This is a genomic window from bacterium SCSIO 12844, from assembly GCA_024397935.1.
Lineage (GTDB): Bacteria > Pseudomonadota > Gammaproteobacteria > Francisellales > Francisellaceae > M0027.
Map to the genome: position 1 here is coordinate 1,788,039 of CP073743.1, position 24,607 is coordinate 1,812,645.

The 24,607-nt window shown below is 36.5% G+C and carries 1 protein-coding gene (running past one end of the window); it reads right to left on the minus strand.

Going from position 1 to position 24,607, the window contains the following annotated elements; genetic code table 11:
* Positions 1 to 97 precede the first annotated feature (97 nt).
* A protein-coding gene (locus KFE69_08230; protein UTW41499.1) for a DUF4347 domain-containing protein crosses the window boundary here: on the minus strand, positions 98 to 24,607 show its 3' portion. 7,977 nt of this gene lie beyond the right edge of the window; the window shows 24,510 of its 32,487 coding nt (coding positions 7,978-32,487); the start codon falls outside the window, past its right edge — the gene reads right to left on this strand; the stop codon is at positions 98 to 100.

The following is a 24,607-nucleotide window of genomic DNA, read 5'->3' on the forward strand; positions in this document are numbered from 1 at the left end:
AATAATTATATCAATTATTTTCAATATTGCTTATTGATTGATTTACAATGGATAATTATTTATTATATTTATTTATATAATGAGTTTTGTAATCTTTTTAGCTGCTGGAGAATAATTTCAATAAATATTGTTTGGTACGCTCAATATCCAAACGATGAATTAAATATTGCTGCTTACCGTCCAAATTATTAAAACTATCCCTCTCTGAATCTGATAATAATGACTCTTTTAATGTTGATAAATAGCCTGGGTTTATCACAGCGATTGATCTAAACTGCATTAAATTATCCGCAACTTTTATATCTAAATGATCACTTACTGTATCTAAAAACTGATCTGCTATTTCCTTATTTTTTTCTAATAATACTTGGTAAATATTTAAAATAAGATCTGAATCAATATGTTGGTTATTTAATACTGCTTGTATAACTTCTTGTCTATTATCACTTTCGATATTTAATATCATATAAGCTGTTAAATCTGCATATGCTTGACTGCCTAATAGATAGTTTGATGACTCGTTCATCACAAAATCAACCGTATCTGATAATTGATTTAAGTTAGTTGAGCTACTTAATAACCTTGAAGTAATTTTCTCTATTGCAGATAATGATTGTTCATGATTCAAGGCGTTAGTTAAATCAGATGCTAACCTATCAAGGTCTTGTGATGAATTACCTCCTAATAGATGTGAATAATAGTTATTTTCTCCTTTAATTAATGCTGTAAATTCTTTTTGATTAGAATTTGGGGCACTTAAAATGCGATCATTTTGATTAATATTCAGTTTATAATAAATATCATCACTTACTTTTTGCGAATCTTTTAATATAGATACCTGTAAGCTAATCTCACTTACATCTGCTCCTGTACGAATATAAATATCATTTTCATTGGCATCAACTAATGAATAAAATGAACTTTGCGTTGGATCCTTTTCTAATACATTAATATTTAAATTATTTGCTTGTAATGAAGTTAGTAAAAATATATGTTCAAAGTTTTGCACATTCAATATAAATGGATCACCTTCTGTACCAGAACCAGCAATTATATTTTCATTAACTCTAATAATAAAGCTTTCATAATTATTTCCAATTTGAACAAAATTATTTTCAAATAATATTTTTTCAACCTCTAAATCTCTTAATGCCAGCTCTTCTGTTAATTCACCAGTTTGTTTATTACTGTGATGGTGCAATATGATATTACTTGATTGTCGCGTTTCAAAAGTTGGCTCGTCAATAAGAGGCTCTTCATTTGGAGTTACATTAATAGTCATTACATTTGGAGTTGGATCTAAATCAATACCACCATTTGTTGTACCACCATCATCTCTTAATTGATATTCAAAACTAGCATAATCTGTACCATGTTCATTAATAGCAGGTTTAAATATCAAACGAGCCAAATCACTGGTAGAAATTTCCTGATTTGTTGTAATAGCTAAACTATCTAATTCTAAACTACTACCACTTGGTAAAGTTAAATTACTAATAATAACAGAACTCATATTATGATTTTCAAGATCAGTAAAATCAAAATCTAAATGACTAAATAAATGTTCTTTATTTTGTAAAATATTAATGGTTTTATCAATACCTTCAGGTGGATCATTAACTTCGGTTACATGAATTGTGATTGTATAACTCATTATCGAATCATCCAGGCCATCTGATACTGTAAAAGTAAACTGACTATAATTTAAACCATTTTCATTACTTTCAGGTGTAAATACTAAATTGCCCAAAGCAATATCTGCTGATAATATAATTTGATTTGATACTACATTAATACCATTTAGTATAAGACTACCTGCCGTTTCTAACGATACAATTTTAATACTCTCTAAACTAGCACTATCAACATCATTAAACCCAAAATCAGCCAATTCAAAAATATAACTACTATCTTCTAATACAGTTACTGTATTATCTGTACTTTCAGGTGGATCATTAACTAAATTAACCGTGATATTAAACGTATTTGGTGAATTAATACCACCATCTTCATCTAAGACACTGAAAGTAAAGCTATCAGATGTTGTTTCACTACCATTATGATCATAGGTAATTAAATTACTATTAATATCACCTTGACTAAAGGTATCATTAATACTTGCTGCAATACCATTAATATATAAAGTACCATTTGTTGTTAGACTATCTACTCGATAGATAATCGTATCTGCTAATACATCACTAAAAGCTAAATCAGCTGTTGCTATTATATTACCGCTACTACCTTCATCAACAGCAATGGCTAAGTCTCCACCTGAGGCTGGGGCAACATTATTAACTACAAAATCTATCGTTGTATTATCTACTGTTGCACTTACACCTGTATGGCCATTATCTGTGACATTAACATGTAAGGTATAACTATCATCGACTGTATCATCATCAGGTGCATTATAACTTAAGCTATTTAAAGCCGTTGCTACCTCTGTTTTAGTACCTGTAAATGTAATTAGATTTGCTGCACCATTACCATTACCTAAACCTGATGATCCAACACTAACGGCTGCCGGTGCTGTGAAACTAAAGCTACCAAAGGTTGAACCATCTAAACCAGTTAAATAAATACTTACTGTTATATCATCGACATTATCTGTATCCCCTGCATCATTATCTGTAATGCTAAAGCCACTAAATGAAACACTATTGCCTTCATTAATCGCTGCTGGATCGGCTGGATCATTGATATCGATTGGATCATTAATTGGATTAACCGTGATATTAAATGTATTGGATGAATTAATACCGCCATCTTCATCTAAGACACTGAAAGTAAAGCTATCGGATGTTGTATCACTACCATTGTGATCATAGGTAATTAAATTACTATTAATATCACCTTGACTAAAGGTATCGTTAATACTTGCTGCAATACCATTAATATATAAAGTACCATTTGAAACTAAGCTATCTACTCGATAGGTAATCGTATCTGCTAATACATCAGTAAAAGCTAAATCAGCTGTTGATATTATATTACCGCTACTACCTTCATCAACAGCAATGGCTAAGTCTCCACCTGAGGCTGGAGCAACATTATTAACTACAAAATCTATCGTTGTATTATCTACTGTTGCACTTACACCTGTATGGCCATTATCTGTGACATTAACATGTAAGGTATAACTATCATCGACTGTATCATCATCAGGTGCATTATAACTTAAGCTATTTAAGGCCGTTGCTACCTCTGTTTTAGTACCTGTAAATATAATTAGATTTGCTGCACCATTACCATTACCTAAACCTGATGATCCAACACTAACGGCTGCCGGTGCTGTGAAACTAAAGCTACCAAAGGTTGAACCATCTAAACCAGTTAAATAAATACTTGCTGTTATATCATCAACATTATCTGTATCCCCTGCATCATTATCTGTAATACTAAAGCCACTAAATGAAACGCTATTGCCTTCATTAATTGCTGCTGGATCAGCTGGGTCATTGATATCGATTGGGTCGTTAATTGGATTAACCGTGATATTAAACGTATTCGGTGAATTAATACCACCATCTTCATCTAGGACACTGAAAGTAAAGCTATCGGATGTCGTATCACTACCATTATGATCATAGGTAATTAAATTACTATTAATATCACTTTGACTAAAGGTATCATTAATACTTGCTGCAATACCATTAATATATAAAGTACCATTTGTTGTTAGACTATCTACTCGATAGGTAATCGTATCTGCTAATACATCACTAAAAGCTAAATCAGCCGTTGCTATTATATTACTACTACTACCTTCATCAACACTAATGGCTAAGTCTCCACCTGAGGCTGGGGCAACATTATTAACTACAAAATCTATTGTTGTATTATCTACTGTTGCACTTGCACCTGTATGACCATTATCTGTGACATTAACATGTAAGGTATAACTATCATCGACTGTATCATCATCAGGTGCATTATAACTTAAGCTATTTAAAGCCGTTGCTACCTCTGTTTTAGTACCTGTAAATGTAATTAGATTTGCTGCACCATTACCATTACCTAAACCTGATGATCCAACACTAACGGCTGCCGGTGCTGTGAAACTAAAGCTACCAAAGGTTGAACCATCTAAACCAGTTAAATAAATACTTGCTGTTATATCATCGACATTATCTGTATCCCCTGCATCATTATCTGTAATACTAAAGCCACTAAATGAAACACTATTGCCTTCATTAATCGCTGCTGGATCGGCTGAGTCATTGATATCGATTGGGTCGTTAATTGGATTAACTGTGATATTAAACGTATTCGGTGAATTAACACCACCATCTTCATCTAAGACACTGAAAGTAAAGCTATCGGATGTTGTATCACTACCATTATGATCATAGGTAATTAAATTACTATTAATATCACTTTGACTAAAGGTATCGTTAATACTTACTGCAATACCATTTATAAATAAAGTTCCATTCGTTGTTAGACTATCTACTCGATAGGTAATCGTATCAGCTAATACATCACTAAAGGCTAAATCAGCCGTTGCTATTATATTACCGCTACTACCTTCATTAACAGTGATGGCTAAGTCTCCACCTGAGGCTGGAGCAACATTATTAACTACAAAATCTATCGTTGTATTATCTACTGTTGCACTTACACCTGTATGGCCATTATCTGTGACATTAACATGTAAGGTATAACTATCATCGACTGTATCATCATCAGGTGCATTATAACTTAAGCTATTTAAAGCCGTTGCTACATCTGTTTTAGTACCTGTAAATGTAATTAAATTTGCAGCACCATTACCATTACCTAAACCTGATGATCCAACACTAACGGCTGCCGGTGCTGTGAAACTAAAGCTACCAAAGGTTGAACCATCTAAACCAGTTAAATAAATACTTGCTGTTATATCATCGACATTATCTGTATCCCCTGCATCATTATCTGTAATACTAAAGCCACTAAATGAAACGCTATTGCCTTCATTAATCGCTGCTGGATCGGCTGGGTCATTAATATCGATTGGGTCGTTAACTTCCGTAATATTAATTAATACGCTTATAACATTTGAATCAAACTCACCATCATTAACACTAAATTCAAGCATTCTTGGCGTTGTATTTGGTGCATCACTTGTATTTTCATAGGTAACAGAATCAAATATTGATTGATACTCTGCTAATGTTCCTGTTCCAGTTAGTGTAATTGCACCTGGGGTTGTAACATTAAAATCACCAGTAATACTACCTACTAATGTAAAGTCTAAAATATCTTCACTTGATTGGAATGTACCACCTGTAAACTCAATCAGTGCACTTTCAAGTGATGTATCATCCATATCTGTGACACTATAATCTGTAGAGATAACAACTGGTCCACTATTTTCAGTATAATCGATTGTTTTAGTCAATGATGTTAATTCATAGACTCTAACATGGCCATTATTGCCACCAGGGCCATCATCACTGAGTCTTGCTCCAATAACTATATGTTCCCCATCAGTACTTAAACCAATGCTTGAACCTGATAAATCATCTAATGCCTCACCATCTATATCAAAACCAAGCTGTGTCCATTGACCATTAAATAACTCATAAATACGTACATGACCACTTCGTATGCCATTAATACCATCATTTTGTTCTGCACTAATAGCAATACGATTACCATCTGAACTTAAATTAACTCTATGACCGCTTTCATCACCTAACGCCTCGCCATCAATATCACCACCTATTTGAGCCCAAGCCGTTCCATCCCAAATATAAACACGTACATGACCACTATCACTACCATTGCCATCATTAAACTTAGCTCCAACTGCTACACGAGAACCATCTGCATTAAGACTAACACTACTGCCTAACTGATCTAAACTAGCTTCTCCATCTATATCAACTCCTCTCTGAATCCAAGCTGTACCATTATAATCAAAAATGCGTACATGACCTGAGTCTGAACCATTACCATCATTTAAAATTGCGCCTATAGCAATCGTTAGACCATCATCACTTAAAGATAGTGAATGCCCAAATTGATCATTTGCTGATTCACCAACAATATCTGAACCCATCAGTGTCCAAACACCTGCAATCAACTCATAAACTCTAACATGGCCACTATCAGTACCATTGCTATCATTTAATGAACCACCTATAGCAATTCGTGAACCATCTGCATTTAGTTCAATACTACTACCAAATTGATCACCAGCAGCTGCACCATCAAGATCACTACCAACTTGAGTCCATACACCTGCAATCAACTCATAAACTCTAACATGACCACTATCTATTCCATTACCATCATTTAACAATGCCGAAATTGCAACTCTTGAGCCATCCGCATTTAAAGAAACTCTACTACCGGATCGATCATCAATCGCTTCACCATCAATATCATCTCCTACTTGAGTCCAAGCTGTACCATCCCAGTCATAAATACGCACATGACCACTTTGAGCACCATTACCATCATTTAATCTTGCACCGACTGCAATACGAGACCCATCAGAATTAATAGCAACTCCCTGACCTAAACGATCATTTAACCCTTCAGCTTCAATATCCACACCTTGCTGATTAAATAGTAAAAATTCTAGTTCAGGTGGATCATTTGAAGGGTTAACATTTAAAGAGGCTGTTTCTGTATTACTACTAAATGCTGTAATACCACCATTACTACTAACATTAACATTTACATCTCCATTATTGCCTGATGTTTGGTCCCATGCTCGATAAGTGATATTTCCTGAATTACCATTATAATCAGGCGATGGTAAAAAACGAACCTTACTATTCAAATCATCCGATACTAAAATTGCATTAAAATCGGATACATCTGTTGGAATACTAACCCAATTTGAACCACCATCTAATGAATATTGCCACTGCCCACTGCTATTATCAACACCAATAATTGCAATACCTTCAACTGCCAAACTATCTACATCACTAACTGTACTACCTAATAAAGAAGTAATTGTATCTCCAATAGGATTGGTATCATCTTCATTAATATCTGTTAAAGTACCTTGGCCACTTAGAACTGGTGCATCGTTAATTGGTATTACATTAATTGTAACGGTTAAAAAATTAGAGTCATCATCACCATCATTTACACTAAACTGAAGTGTTCTTGGTGTTGGGTTTGGTGCTTCACTTATATTTTCATAAGTAATGGAATCAAATATTGACTGATATTCTGCTAGTGTTCCTGTTCCAGTTAATGTAATTGCACCTGGGTTTGTAACATTAAAATCACCAGTAATGCTACCTACTAATGTAAAGTTTAGGACATCTTCACTTGACTGAAATGTACCACCTGTAAATTCAATCAATGCACTTTCAAGCATCGTATCATCAATATCTGTAATACTATAATCTGTAGAGATAACAATTGGTCCACTGTTTTCAGAATAATCAATTATTTTCGTTAATGATGTTAATTCATAAACTCTAACATGACCACTATTACCCCCTGGACCATCATCATTTAATCTTGCTCCAACAACTAAATGCTCTCCATCAGCACTTAAACCAATGCTTGAGCCTGATAAATCATCTAATGCTTCACCATCTATATCAATACCAAGTTGTGTCCAATTACCATTAACAAATTCATATATGCGAACATGACCACTTCGTATACCATTAATACCATCGTTTTGTTCTGCACTAATTGCAACACGATTACCATCAGCACTTAAACTAACTCGATGACCACTTTCATCATCAGTTGCTTCTCCATCTATATCTGTACCTAATTGTATCCAGTTTGAAGCATTCCATTGATATATTCTAACATGACCACTATCACTACCATTACCATCATTGAACTTAGCGCCAATTGCTAAACGATTACCATCAGCACTTAAACTAACACTACTTCCTGACTGGTCTTGATTTGCCTCACCATCTATATCAGTCCCGCGTTGAATCCAAACTGTACCATTATAATCAAATACACGTACATGACCACTACTTGTACCATTGCCATCATTTAATATAGCCCCAACTGCAAGTGTAAAACCATCATCACTTAAAGATACTGAATGCCCAAACTGATCACCTGCTGCCTCACCAAATAAATCAGAACCCATTAGTGTCCAAAAACCACCAAATAATTCATACACGCGTACATGGCCGCTATCAACACCATTACCATCATTTAATGTCCCACCAATAGCTATAATGGAACCATCTGCATTTAATTCAATATTACTGCCAAATTGATCATTAGCTGCTAATCCATTTAAATCTTGGCCCACTTGTGTCCAAACACCTGCAACTAACTCATAAATTTTGACATGCCCACTATCTGCACCACCATCATCATTTAATTTTGCAGCAATTGCTACACGAGAACCATCAGCACTTAAAGAAACACTACTACCTGATTGATCATTAGCTGCTTCACCATCAATATCACCTCCTACTTGAGTCCAAGCTGTACCATCCCAGTCATAAATACGCACATGACCACTTTGAGCACCATTACCATCATTTAATCTTGCACCGACTGCGATACGTGAACCATCAGCATTAATAGCAACTCCTTGGCCTAAACGGTCATTTAATCCTTCAGCATCAATATCCACACCTTGCTGATTAAATAATAAAAACTCTAACTCTGGAGGGTCATTTATTAAATTAAAATTAATTGTAATCACTGCAGCACTAGAGTCATTGTCTCCATCATTGACCACATACTCAATAAGTCTTGGTGTTACAGTTGGCGTTCCTATTATATTTTCATACGTAACTGTTGCCAATAAAGCTTCATATTGTGTTTTTGTCACTGTATTAGCTGTATTAGATGTAAATGTAATAACATTATCAATAATGTTACCTGTCACACCAATTGATATTGCAAAAGCATTATCAAAAGATAAAGAATCTTCAATCGCTTGATAAGTTGCAGGTGTAATCAATATAGTTGCAGATTCAATAAATTCATCATCTAAATCTGTAATGGTAAACTCTGAATATATAATTTTTTCGCCTTCACCTTCAGTGTAAGTTATTGATTCTGCCAATGATCCTAATTCATATATTCTAACAACACCATTTTCTGAAGCTTGTTCATGTGGGATACCGACAACTAAGCGTTTTCCATCACCACTTATCGTCAATGTACGGCCACGAGCTGTTACTTCTGAGCCTTCTCCTGAATAAGGTGCACTTAGATCAAAACCAACTTGTACCCAATCACTACCATTAAAGTCATAGATTCTTACTTGATTAGTATCTGGACCTCCATCGTCATTTAATGGTGAACTAATGACTAAACGACTACCATCTGAGCTTAAAGAAATACTTCGCCCAGAATGATCACCTGCAACTTCACCATCAATTTGACTGCCTAGTTGACTCCAAATTGAACCTCCTTGATATTCATAGACTCGAGTAAAACCACTATCTGTACCATTATCATCTCCTAATGGCGCACCAATCGCTAAACGATTACCATCAGCACTTAATGAGATTGAATAACCCCCTTGAACCCCTGCTGCATTAGTCTCAATGCCTGTTGCTCCACTAATATTAACCCAGTTTGCGCCATCCCAATCATAAATAACAACATGGCCTTCATCAGTTTCTACATTGTCAAACTGAACTGAACTAATCGCAACGCGTGTACCATCTTCATTTAAGGCAACTGAATAACCACTTTGATCATTGGCAGTTAAGCCATCAATATCTAAGCCTACTTTAACCCAACCTAATGTACTATTACTCCATTCATATACACGAACACTACCACTATTAATACCACCGTCATCATCATTTATTGCACCAATGGCTAATCTTAAACCATCATCGCTTAATGCAACTGAAAAACCACCTAAATCAGCTGCACCTGGACCATCAATATCTGCTCCCGCTTGAACCCAAGCACTACCATCCCACTGATAAACCTTTACATGACCTATTTCATTACCAAAACTATCATCACCTATAGCACCAATTGCTAATGTCAAACCATCACTACTTAAGCTTAACGAGCCACCAAACTGATCACCGCCTGTCTCTCCTGATAACGTTAAGCCCATTTGATTCCAGCTTGAACCATCCCATTGATAGACTCTAGCATTATTAGCATTAATCGCACCAATTGCTACAATTGAGCCATCTTCACTTGCAGATACTGCATAACCACTTTGAGCACCACTTGTACCAACTATCACATTACCTAATTGTTGAATATTAATAAATTCTACTTCTGGTGTATCTTCAACTCCTGTAACATTAATTAAAACAGTAGCTGGATTTGATACATTACTTTCATTATCTGATACTCTAAATTCAACAATACGCTGAGTTGTATCTGGATTAACTAAATTATTATTAACATAAGTTACTAAGCCTAAAGCACGCTCATAATTCTCTATCGTATCTAAACCTGTAAATGTTAAAGTTCCCGATGGAGTATCAAAACTACCGGTGATATTACCTAAATTTGTAAATCCTAATATATCTTCTCCTGATACATACGTACCGCCACCTATAATAACCGTCGCACTTAAAATATTCGTATCATCTAAATCAGTTATAGATACTTCTGAATTAAGCACTACTGCTGGATCACCTTCTGTATACTCAACTGGTAATGCTGGACTTGTTGATACTAAATCATAAACACGTACAACACCATTTTCTGAAGCTTGCTCATGTGGGATACCGACAACTAAGCGTTTTCCATCACCACTTATCGTCAATGAACGACCGCGAGCTGTTACTTCTGAACCTTCTCCTGAATAAGGCGCATTAATATCAAAGCCAACTTGTAACCAATCACTACCATTAAAGTCATAAATTCTAACCTGGTTGGTATCAAAACCTAAATCATCATTTAATGGTGAACTAATGACTAAACGACTACCATCTGAACTTAAAGAAACACTTCGCCCAGAATGATCACCTGCAAGTTCACCATCAATTTGACTGCCTAATTGACTCCAAATTGAATCTCCTTGATATTCATAGACTCGAGTAAAACCACTATCTGTACCATTATCATCTCCTAATGGCGCACCAATCGCTAAACGATTACCATCAGCACTTAATGAGATTGAATAACCCCCTTGAACCCCTGCTGCATTAGTCTCAATGCCTGTTGCTCCACTAATATTAACCCAGTTTGCGCCATCCCAATCATAAATAACAACATGGCCTTCATCAGTTTCTACATTGTCAAACTGAACTGAACTAATCGCAACGCGTGTACCATCTTCATTTAAGGCAACTGAATAACCACTTTGATCATTGGCAGTTAAGCCATCAATATCTAAGCCTACTTTAACCCAACCTAATGTACTATTACTCCATTCATATACACGAACACTACCACTATTAATACCACCGTCATCATCATTTATTGCACCAATGGCTAATCTTAAACCATCATCGCTTAATGCAACTGAAAAACCACCTAAATCAGCTGCTCCTGGACCATCAATATCTGCTCCTGCTTGAACCCAAGCACTACCATCCCACTGATAAACCTTTACATGACCTATTTCATTACCAAAACTATCATCACCTATAGCACCGATTGCTAATGTCAAACCATCACTACTTAAGCTTAACGAGGCACCAAACTGATCACCGCCTGTCTCTCCTGAGAGCGTTAAACCCATTTGATTCCAGCTTGAACCATCCCATTGATAGACTCTAGCATTATTAGCATTAATCGCACCAATTGCTACAATTGAGCCATCTTCACTTGCAGATACTGCATAACCACTTTGAGCACCACTTGTACCAGCTATCGCATTACCTAATTGTTGTATGTTAATAAATTCTACTTCTGGTGTATCTTCAACTCCTGTAACATTAATTAAAACAGTAGCTGGGTTTGATACATTACTTTCATTATCTGATACTCTAAATTCAACAATACGCTGAGTTGTATCTGGATTAACTAAATTATTATTAACATAAGTTACTAAGCCTAAAGCACGCTCATAATTCTCTATCGTATCTAAACCTGTAAATGTTAAAGTTCCCGATGGAATATCAAAATTACCAGTGATATTACCTAAATTTGTAAATCCTAATATATCTTCTCCTGATACATACGTACCGCCACCTATAATAACCGTCGCACTTAAAATATTCGTATCATCTAAATCAGTTATAGATACTTCTGAATTAAGCACTACTGCTGGATCACCTTCTGTATACTCAACTGGTAATGCTGGACTTGTTGATACTAAATCATAAACACGTACAACACCATTTTCTGAAGCTTGCTCATGTGGGATACCGACAACTAAGCGTTTTCCATCACCACTTATCGTCAATGAACGACCGCGAGCTGTTACTTCTGAACCTTCTCCTGAATAAGGCGCATTAATATCAAAGCCAACTTGTAACCAATCACTACCATTAAAGTCATAAATTCTAACCTGGTTGGTATCAAAACCTAAATCATCATTTAATGGTGAACTAATGACTAAACGACTACCATCTGAACTTAAAGAAACACTTCGCCCAGAATGATCACCTGCAAGTTCACCATCAATTTGACTGCCTAATTGACTCCAAATTGAACCTCCTTGATATTCATAGACTCGAGTAAAACCACTATCTGTACCATTATCATCTCCTAATGGCGCACCAATCGCTAAACGATTACCATCAGCACTTAATGAGATTGAATAACCCCCTTGAACCCCTGCTGCATTAGTCTCAATGCCTGTTGCTCCACTAATATTAACCCAGTTTGCGCCATCCCAATCATAAATAACAACATGGCCTTCATCAGTTTCTACATTGTCAAACTGAACTGAACTAATCGCAACGCGTGTACCATCTTCATTTAAGGCAACTGAATAACCACTTTGATCATTGGCAGTTAAGCCATCAATATCTAAGCCTACTTTAACCCAACCTAATGTACTATTACTCCATTCATATACACGAACACTACCACTATTAATACCACCGTCATCATCATTTATTGCACCAATGGCTAATCTTAAACCATCATCGCTTAATGCAACTGAAAAACCACCTAAATCAGCTGCTCCTGGACCATCAATATCTGCTCCTGCTTGAACCCAAGCACTACCATCCCACTGATAAACCTTTACATGACCTATTTCATTACCAAAACTATCATCACCTATAGCACCGATTGCTAATGTCAAACCATCACTACTTAAGCTTAACGAGGCACCAAACTGATCACCGCCTGTCTCTCCTGAGAGCGTTAAACCCATTTGATTCCAGCTTGAACCATCCCATTGATAGACTCTAGCATTATTAGCATTAATCGCACCAATTGCTACAATTGAGCCATCTTCACTTGCAGATACTGCATAACCACTTTGAGCACCACTTGTACCAGCTATCGCATTACCTAATTGTTGTATGTTAATAAATTCTACTTCTGGTGTATCTTCAACTCCTGTAACATTAATTAAAACAGTAGCTGGGTTTGATACATTACTTTCATTATCTGATACTCTAAATTCAACAATACGCTGAGTTGTATCTGGATTAACTAAATTATTATTAACATAAGTTACTAAGCCTAAAGCACGCTCATAATTCTCTATCGTATCTAAACCTGTAAATGTTAAAGTTCCCGATGGAGTATCAAAACTACCGGTGATATTACCTAAATTTGTAAATCCTAATATATCTTCTCCTGATACATACGTACCGCCACCTATAATAACCGTCGCACTTAAAATATTCGTATCATCTAAATCAGTTATAGATACTTCTGAATTAAGCACTACTGCTGGATCACCTTCTGTATACTCAACTGGTAATGCTGGACTTGTTGATACTAAATCATAAACACGTACAACACCATTTTCTGAAGCTTGCTCATGTGGGATACCGACAACTAAGCGTTTTCCATCACCACTTATCGTCAATGAACGACCGCGAGCTGTTACTTCTGAACCTTCTCCTGAATAAGGCGCATTAATATCAAAGCCAACTTGTAACCAATCACTACCATTAAAGTCATAAATTCTAACCTGGTTGGTATCAAAACCTAAATCATCATTTAATGGTGAACTAATGACTAAACGACTACCATCTGAACTTAAAGAAACACTTCGCCCAGAATGATCACCTGCAAGTTCACCATCAATTTGACTGCCTAATTGACTCCAAATTGAACCTCCTTGATATTCATAGACTCGAGTAAAACCACTATCTGTACCATTATCATCTCCTAATGGCGCACCAATCGCTAAACGATTACCATCAGCACTTAATGAGATTGAATAACCCCCTTGAACCCCTGCTGCATTAGTCTCAATGCCTGTTGCTCCACTAATATTAACCCAGTTTGCGCCATCCCAATCATAAATAACAACATGGCCTTCATCAGTTTCTACATTGTCAAACTGAACTGAACTAATCGCAACGCGTGTACCATCTTCATTTAAGGCAACTGAATAACCACTTTGATCATTGGCAGTTAAGCCATCAATATCTAAGCCTACTTTAACCCAACCTAATGTACTATTACTCCATTCATATACACGAACACTACCACTATTAATACCACCGTCATCATCATTTATTGCACCAATGGCTAATCTTAAACCATCATCGCTTAATGCAACTGAAAAACCACCTAAATCAGCTGCACCTGGACCATCAATATCTGCTCCCGCTTGAACCCAAGCACTACCATCCCACTGATAAACCTTTACATGACCTATTTCATTACCAAAACTATCATCACCTATAGCACCAATTGCTAATGTCAAACCATCACTACTTAAGCTTAACGAGCCACCAAACTGATCACCGCCTGTCTCTCCTGATAACGTTAAGCCCATTTGATTCCAGCTTGAACCATCCCATTGATAGACTCTAGCATTATTAGCATTAATCGCACCAATTGCTACAATTGAGCCATCTTCACTTGCAGATACTGCATAACCACTTTGAGCACCACTTGTACCAACTATCGCATTACCTAATTGTTGAATATTAATAAATTCTACTTCTGGTGTATCTTCAACTCCTGTAACATTAATTAAAACAGTAGCTGGATTTGATACATTACTTTCATTATCTGATACTCTAAATTCAACAATACGCTGAGTTGTATCTGGATTAACTAAATTATTATTAACATAAGTTACTAAGCCTAAAGCACGTTCATAATTCTCTATCGTATCTAAACCTGTAAATGTTAAAGTTCCCGATGGAGTATCAAAACTACCGGTGATATTACCTAAATTTGTAAATCCTAATATATCTTCTCCTGATACATACGTACCGCCACCTATAATAACCGTCGCACTTAAAATATTCGTATCATCTAAATCAGTTATAGATACTTCTGAATTAAGCACTACTGCTGGATCACCTTCTGTATACTCAACTGGTAATGCTGGACTTGTTGATACTAAATCATAAACACGTACAACACCATTTTCTGAAGCTTGCTCATGTGGGATACCGACAACTAAGCGTTTTCCATCACCACTTATCGTCAATGAACGACCGCGAGCTGTTACTTCTGAACCTTCTCCTGAATAAGGCGCATTAATATCAAAGCCAACTTGTAACCAATCACTACCATTAAAGTCATAAATTCTAACCTGGTTGGTATCAAAACCTAAATCATCATTTAATGGTGAACTAATGACTAAACGACTACCATCTGAACTTAAAGAAACACTTCGCCCAGAATGATCACCTGCAAGTTCACCATCAATTTGACTGCCTAATTGACTCCAAATTGAACCTCCTTGATATTCATAGACTCGAGTAAAACCACTATCTGTACCATTATCATCTCCTAATGGCGCACCAATCGCTAAACGATTACCATCAGCACTTAATGAGATTGAATAACCCCCTTGAACCCCTGCTGCATTAGTCTCAATGCCTGTTGCTCCACTAATATTAACCCAGTTTGCGCCATCCCAATCATAAATAACAACATGGCCTTCATCAGTTTCTACATTGTCAAACTGAACTGAACTAATCGCAACGCGTGTACCATCTTCATTTAAGGCAACTGAATAACCACTTTGATCATTGGCAGTTAAGCCATCAATATCTAAGCCTACTTTAACCCAACCTAATGTACTATTACTCCATTCATATACACGAACACTACCACTATTAATACCACCGTCATCATCATTTATTGCACCAATGGCTAATCTTAAACCATCATCGCTTAATGCAACTGAAAAACCACCTAAATCAGCTGCACCTGGACCATCAATATCTGCTCCCGCTTGAACCCAAGCACTACCATCCCACTGATAAACCTTTACATGACCTATTTCATTACCAAAACTATCATCACCTATAGCACCAATTGCTAATGTCAAACCATCACTACTTAAGCTTAACGAGCCACCAAACTGATCACCGCCTGTCTCTCCTGATAACGTTAAGCCCATTTGATTCCAGCTTGAACCATCCCATTGATAGACTCTAGCATTATTAGCATTAATCGCACCAATTGCTACAATTGAGCCATCTTCACTTGCAGATACTGCATAACCACTTTGAGCACCACTTGTACCAACTATCGCATTACCTAATTGTTGAATATTAATAAATTCTACTTCTGGTGTATCTTCAACTCCTGTAACATTAATTAAAACAGTAGCTGGATTTGATACATTACTTTCATTATCTGATACTCTAAATTCAACAATACGCTGAGTTGTATCTGGATTAACTAAATTATTATTAACATAAGTTACTAAGCCTAAAGCACGTTCATAATTCTCTATCGTATCTAAACCTGTAAATGTTAAAGTTCCCGATGGAGTATCAAAACTACCGGTGATATTACCTAAATTTGTAAATCCTAATATATCTTCTCCTGATACATACGTACCGCCACCTATAATAACCGTCGCACTTAAAATATTCGTATCATCTAAATCAGTTATAGATACTTCTGAATTAAGCACTACTGCTGGATCACCTTCTGTATACTCAACTGGTAATGCTGGACTTGTTGATACTAAATCATAAACACGTACAACACCATTTTCTGAAGCTTGTTCATGTGGGATACCGACAACTAGGCGTTTTCCATCACCACTTATCGTCAATGAACGACCACGAGCTGTTACTTCTGAGCCTTCTCCTGAATAAGGTGCATTAATATCAAAACCAACTTGTACCCAATCACTTCCATCGAAATCATAAATTCTAACCTGGTTGGTATCAAAACCTAAATCATCATTTAATGGTGAACTAATGACTAAACGACTACCATCTGAACTTAAAGAAACACTTCGCCCAGAATGATCACCTGCAAGTTCACCATCAATTTGACTGCCTAATTGACTCCAAATTGAACCTCCTTGATATTCATAGACTCGAGTAAAACCACTATCTGTACCATTATCATCTCCTAATGGCGCACCAATCGCTAAACGATTACCATCAGCACTTAATGAGATTGAATAACCCCCTTGAACCCCTGCTGCATTAGTCTCAATGCCTGTTACTCCACTAATATTAACCCAGTTTGCGCCATCCCAATTATAAATAACAACATGGCCTTCATTAGTTTCTACATTATCAAATTGAATTGAACTAATCGCAACGCGTGTACCATCTTCATTTAAGGCAACTGAATAACCACTTTGATTATTGGCATTTAAACCATTTAAATCAGAACCAACCTGTCCCCATGTAGATCCATTATATTCATAAACACGTACTTGACCACTATTAGAACCACCACCATCATCATTAATCGCACCAAGGGCTAACCTTAAACCATCATCACTTAATGCAACTGAAAAGCCACTTAAATCGCCGCTATTATTTCCATCAATATCTGAGCCTATCTGAACCCAAGCACTACCATCCCACTGATAAATCTTTACATGCCCACTTTCGGCACCAAAACTATCATCACCTATAGCACCGATTGCTAATGTCAAACCATCACTACTTAAACTTAACGAGCCACCAAACTGATCACCGCCTGTCTCTCCTGATAACGTTAAGCCCATTTGATTCCAGCTTGAACCATCCCATTGATAGACTCTAGCATTATTAGCATTAATCGCACCAATTGCTACAATTGAACCATCTTCACTAGCAGATACTGCATAACCACTTTGAGCACCGCTTGTACCAACTATCGCATTACCTAATTGTTGAATATTAACAAAATTTAGTTCAGGCTCATCATTAACTAGATTAATTGTAATATTAAATAAATTGCCAACATTTATTCCACCATCTTCATCCAGTGCGCTAAAAGTAAAGCTATCTGAAATTGTGTTACTAGCATCATGGTCATAAGTTATTAAATTTGTATTTATATCGGTTTGGCTAAAGATATCATTAATACTTGCAGCAATACCATTAATATATAAAGTACCATTTGAAACTAAGCTATCTACTCGATAGGTAATCGTATCTGCTAATACATCACTAAAAGCTAAATCAGCCGTTGCTATTATATTACCACTACTACCTTCATCAACGCTAATGGCTAAGTCTCCACCTGAGGCTGGGGCAACATTATTAACTACAAAATCTATTGTTGTATTATCTACTGTTGCACTTATACCTGTATGGCCATTATCTGTGACATTAACATGTAAGGTATAACTATCATCGATTGTATCATCATCAGGCGCAGTATAAACTAAAGTATCTAGTAAATTTGCTACATCTGTTTTTGTACCTGTGAAGGTAATTGCATCCGCCATACCATTACCACTACCACCAGCTACAGTCACATCACCTGCCAAACCATGACTAAAGCTGCCAAAGACCGCACCATCTAAACCAGTTAAATAAATACTTGCTGTTATATCATCGACATTATCTGTATCCCCTGCATCATTATCCGTAATACTAAAACCACTAAATGAAACACTATTGCCTTCATTAATTGCTGCTGGGTCGACTGGGTCATTGATATCGATTGGGTCATTAACTTCTGTAATATTAATCAATACGGTTGCAATATTCGAGTTATCATCACCATCATTAACAATAAACTCAACCATTCTCTGTGTGGTATCAGGCCCATTAGATGTATTTTCATATGTAACTAAAGAAAAAATAGTTTCATATTCTGCTAATGTCACTGTATTTGGCGCATTGCTTGTAAATGTTATGGTATCACCAGCTGGATTTATTGAACCTGTAATATTTGCTGTATTTGTAAATGCTAAAACATCTTCTCCAGAGACTAAATTAGTTAGTGTTACAACAGCGCTTTCAAGAAAAGTATCGTCTACATCTACAACTTCAAATAAGTTACTAAGTGCAACTACTCCATCATTTTCTGTATATTCAAGTACATCTGTTATTGTAAATAAATCAAAAACTTGAGCATAACCTCTACTAGAAAAAGCGTGTCTTGAAGAATTAATTACTCGAGTTCCATCACCACTTAACTGTAAATCCCAGCCATATAACTCTCCAGAACCACCAAAAAACTGTACTCCTGAATAAATCCAGTCTGCTCCATCCCAATTATAGGTTCTGACAATTCCATTATTTCCATTATGGCCAGTTCCACTAACAGCTAGCCTTGTCGCATCATCACTAACTGATACAACAGCACCAAAAGCCATACCTGCCTGAAAACCTGTCAATGTATGTATCAGATTCCAGTTTATGCCATCAAATTGATAAGTGTAGACTTGGCCTAGGTTGGATGATACACCTGCTGCACCAACAACTAGTGTATTCCCATCATTGCTTAATGACGTACTATAACCAAAAAAATGATTTCCTCCACCTGTTAATAAATCACTTCCTATCTGATTCCAACTACTTCCATCATATCGATAAATTTTCACCACACCACTATTTGCTGGATTACCGGTAATTTGTTGAGAAGTTATTGCTACTGTATCACCATCAGCATCAATTGATACTTCAGTCCCAGAAAATTGAGTACCAAGCCCATCAATATCACCAATTTGAGACCAAATTGAACCATCATATTCAAATATTCTGACATGCCCCTGATTACCAGTTGTATCATGCCATGCTGAAGCAGCAGCTACTCGATTACCATCATCACTAAAAACAGCAACAGAGCCAAATCGATCATGAATTAGTTCTGATGGGATATAACCACCATTCATTAATACCCAATCAGTGCCATTAAATTCATAAATTCGAATACTACCATCAATGGTTCCACCAGGATGTTCATCACTTGCCCAAGCACCGACAACAACACGCATTCCATCAGCACTTAAATGAGTCGAATAACCTGCAAGCTCTGAAGCGGCCAAGCCATCTATATCAGAACCCATTTGAACCCAAGCAGTTCCATCAAACTGATAAATTCTTACATGACCAGCTTCAGCACCACCATCATCATTTCTAGGTGCGCCTATTGCAATAATATTTCCATCACTACTTGTTGAAACACTCCAACCTGACATATCGACTGCAGCTTCACCTAATAGGTCTCCACCAAGCTGAGTAACACCAAATGATAGTATTGGTGGATCATTAACCGAAATCACATCAACCAGTACTGTTGCAATATTTGACTCATCATCACCATCATTAACTGTAAATTCGATGATTCTTTGTGTTTCATCTGGATCTTCTGATGTATTTTCAAACGTTATTGTCTCAAGAAATGACTCATACTCTGATAATAAAGCCGTACCTATAAAAATTAAATCAGTTGCTGTTGATGCACCATCTAAAGTTAAGCCTAGACTTGTGAATAACCCTAAATCATATGAAAGCACATCATCTGTTTGTGCGTTGGTTATTTGTATGCGAGCTGACTCTATATTTATATCATCTACATCTGTAATTAATAACTCAGAATGCAAAACCACTGCTGACTCATTTTCTGTATAAGTTATCATTTCTTGTAATGACGTTAAATCATACACTTTCACATGACCACTATCACTACCATTTCCATCATTACCTTCTGCACCAATTGCAAGGGTACTACCATCATAACTTAATGATACTGAACTATGTGTCGCACTATTATCATCTGCTGCCTCTCCATTTATATCAAAGCCTACTTGAATCCAATTAGAACCATTCCATTTATACAAACGTACATGACCACTATTATTACCATTACCATCATTTCCATCTGCACCTATGGCAAGTAAGTTACCATTACCACTTAAAGAAAGTGATCTACCAGAAAAATCATTTGCAGCCTCTCCATCTATATCACTACCCGCTTGTACCCAAGCTGAACCATTCCAATCAAAAACACGAACATGACCACTTAAACTTCCATTACCATCATTGCCATTGGCACCGATTGCAACACGTGAACCATCTGAACTTAATGCAATTGAATAGCCAAGTTGATCACCTGCTGCTTCCCCGTCTATATCTAAGCCAAGTTGAACCCAGTCACTTCCATCATATTCATATATTCTAGCATGCCCACTTTGACTTCCATTTCCATCATTATGTTCTCCTCCAATAGCTACACGTGAACCATCTGAACTTAATGAGACAGACCAACCAAATTCGTCATTTAAAGCTTCTCCATTTAGTGTTGAACCAATTTGTACCCAAGCACTACCATTCCAGTTAAATATACGCACATGACCATTTTGCCCAGCAGTACTTTCAACAGCACCAATAGCCAAATAATTACCATCTTGATTAAAGGAAACTGAATAACCGGATTGATCGCCAGCAGCCTCTCCATCTATATCTGTACCAAGTTGAACCCAATTACTGCCATCATATTCATATACTCTTACATGACCACTATCACTGCCATTACCATCATTAAGTGGTCCACCTATAGCTAGTCGACTACCATTTGCATTTAGTGTAATTGAGCGTCCAAATTCATCATTTGTTGCTTCTCCATCTATATCTGTACCAAGCTGCACCCAATTACTGCCATCATATTCATATACTCTTACATGACCACTATTACTGCCATTACCATCATTAAACCTTGCGCCAACTGCAACTCTTAAACCATCTGCACTTAATGCGACCCTGCTTAAACGATCGCCTGCTGCCTCACCATCAATATCAGATCCTAACTGTTGAAAACCAATAAGTGCTAACTCAGGTGGATCATTAACAGGTATCACATCAATTAAAATAGTTGCAATATTTGAATCATCATCCCCATCATTAACAGTAAACTCTACTACTCTTTGTGTTGCATCCGGATTATCTGAAGTATTTTCAAAAGTTATTGTTTCTAAAAATGACTCATATTCTGATAGTAAAGCAGTGCCAGTAAAAATTAAATCTGTTGAAGTTGATGCAACATCTAAAGTTAAGCCCAAAGTGCCTAATAGTGTTGCATTATAAGAAAGTACATCATTTCCTTGAGCATTGGTAATTTGTACGCGAGCTGATTCTATATTTATATCATCTACATCTGTAATTAAAATGTCTGAGCTAAGTACAGTAACTGGGTCATTTTCAGTATAAGTAATATTATCTAAAACTGTGGTTAACTCATAAACGCGCACATGACCACTTGCTGAACCATTACCATCGTTAAAATGTGCGCCAATAATCACTCGACTACCATCAGCACTGATTGCTGCACTCGATCCAAATCGATCTGCTGCTGCTTCTCCATCGATATCAATACCAAGCTGCACCCAGTTAGAACCATCCCAATCATAGATGCGTAGATGACCACTATCTGTACCATTACCATCATTTTTTGAAGCTCCAATTGCCACTCGATTACCATCATTACTTAGAACGACACTAGCACCTAAACTATCACCTGCAGCTTCTCCATCAATATCAACACCAGCTTGTACCCAAGTGAAGCCATTCCAGTCATAAATACGTACATGACCACTATTGCCACCATTACCATCATTTTGAGGGGCATTAATTGCCAATCGATTACCATCTGAACTTAACGAAACTTCCAGACCTGACCTATCTTGTGCTGCTTCACCATCAATATCAACACCAGCTTGTACCCAAGCTGAACCATTCCAATCATAAACTTGTACATAGCCACTATCAGCTCCATTACCATCATTTAAATATCCCCCAACTGCCACGCGATCACCTGCAGCATTTAATGATACACTTGCACCTAATTGATCTCCCGCTGCTTCTCCATCGATATCAGCACCCACTTGAATCCAACTTGTACCATTGAATTCAAAAATTCTTACATGACCACTGCCTGCACCATTTCCATCATTTCCAACAGCTCCTATTGCTAGTCGACTACCATCTGAACTTAATGAAACTTCTGTACCAAAATTATCAGCTGCAGCTTCACCATCAATATCAACTCCAACCTGAATCCAATTGCTTCCGTCCCAATCAAACACCCTAACATGGCCACTATCAGCACCATTGCCATTATTTGATACTGCACCAACTGCTAGTCGATTACCATCAGCACTTAAAGTAACTGAACGACCAAAGCGATCCCCTGCTGCTTCTCCATCAATATCAATTTCTGCTTGAATCCAAGCTGAACCATTCCAATCATAAACACGAACATGCCCTGCATCTGGACCAGTACCATCATTATTCCATGCACCAACTGCAATACGATTTCCATTATCACTAATAGTTGTACTAACACCAAAGTTATCTGTTGCAGCTTCACCATCAATATCTAAACCTAACTGTTGAAATTTAACAAATGACATATTTGGCGCATCATTAATTGGATTAATTGTAATATTAAATGTATTTGGTGAATTAACACCCCCATCTTCATCTAAAACACTAAAAGTAAAGCTATCAGAAGTTGTCTCACTACCATTATAATCATAAGTAATTAAATTAGTATCAATATCGTTTTGACTAAATGTATCATTAATACTTACCGCTACAGCATTAATATATAAAGTTCCATTCATAGGCAAGCTATCTATGCGATAAGTAATCGTATCAGCTGCAACATCAGTAAAGGCTAAATCTGTTGTAGCTATAATATTATTTATACTACCTTCATCAACTGCAATTAATAAATCACCACCTGAAGCTGGGGCAACATTATTAACAACAAAATCAATCGTAGTGCTATCAGTTGTCGCTGCAATTCCTGAATTGGCATTATCAGTTACTTCAACATTTAAGGTATACGTATCATCATTAGTATCATCATCAGGTGCGCTATAACTTAAACTATTTAATGTTGTTGTTACATCTATTTTAGTGCCTGTAAAACTAATAGCATTTATTAAACCATTACCATTACCTAACCCAATTGAAGTAACACCAACAGCTGCAGGCGCTGTATAACTAAAACTACCAAAGGTTGAACCCTCTAAACCAATTAAATATATGGTAGCTGTTATATCATCAACATTATCTGTATCTCCTGCATCATCATCTGTAATACTAAAGCCAGTAAATAAAACACTATTACCTTCACTAATTGCTGCTGGATCAGCCGGATCATTAATATCAATTGGATCATTTATTGGAATTACATTAACACTCGTTGATATAATTGCTTCACCAGTATCATCACCACCTAAAACAACACCACCGTTATCGGTTAAACTAGTAACCGTAATAACTCTAATACCTGGTGTTGGGTCATCACCTATATGTTCATACTGTAAATTATCTACCAATGTCTCAGCCTGGGCTTCTGAAATACCAGCACCTGTAGTTTCAACCGTAATAAATGCATTCTCTGAAACTACATTAACAGTAACACTTTCAAAATT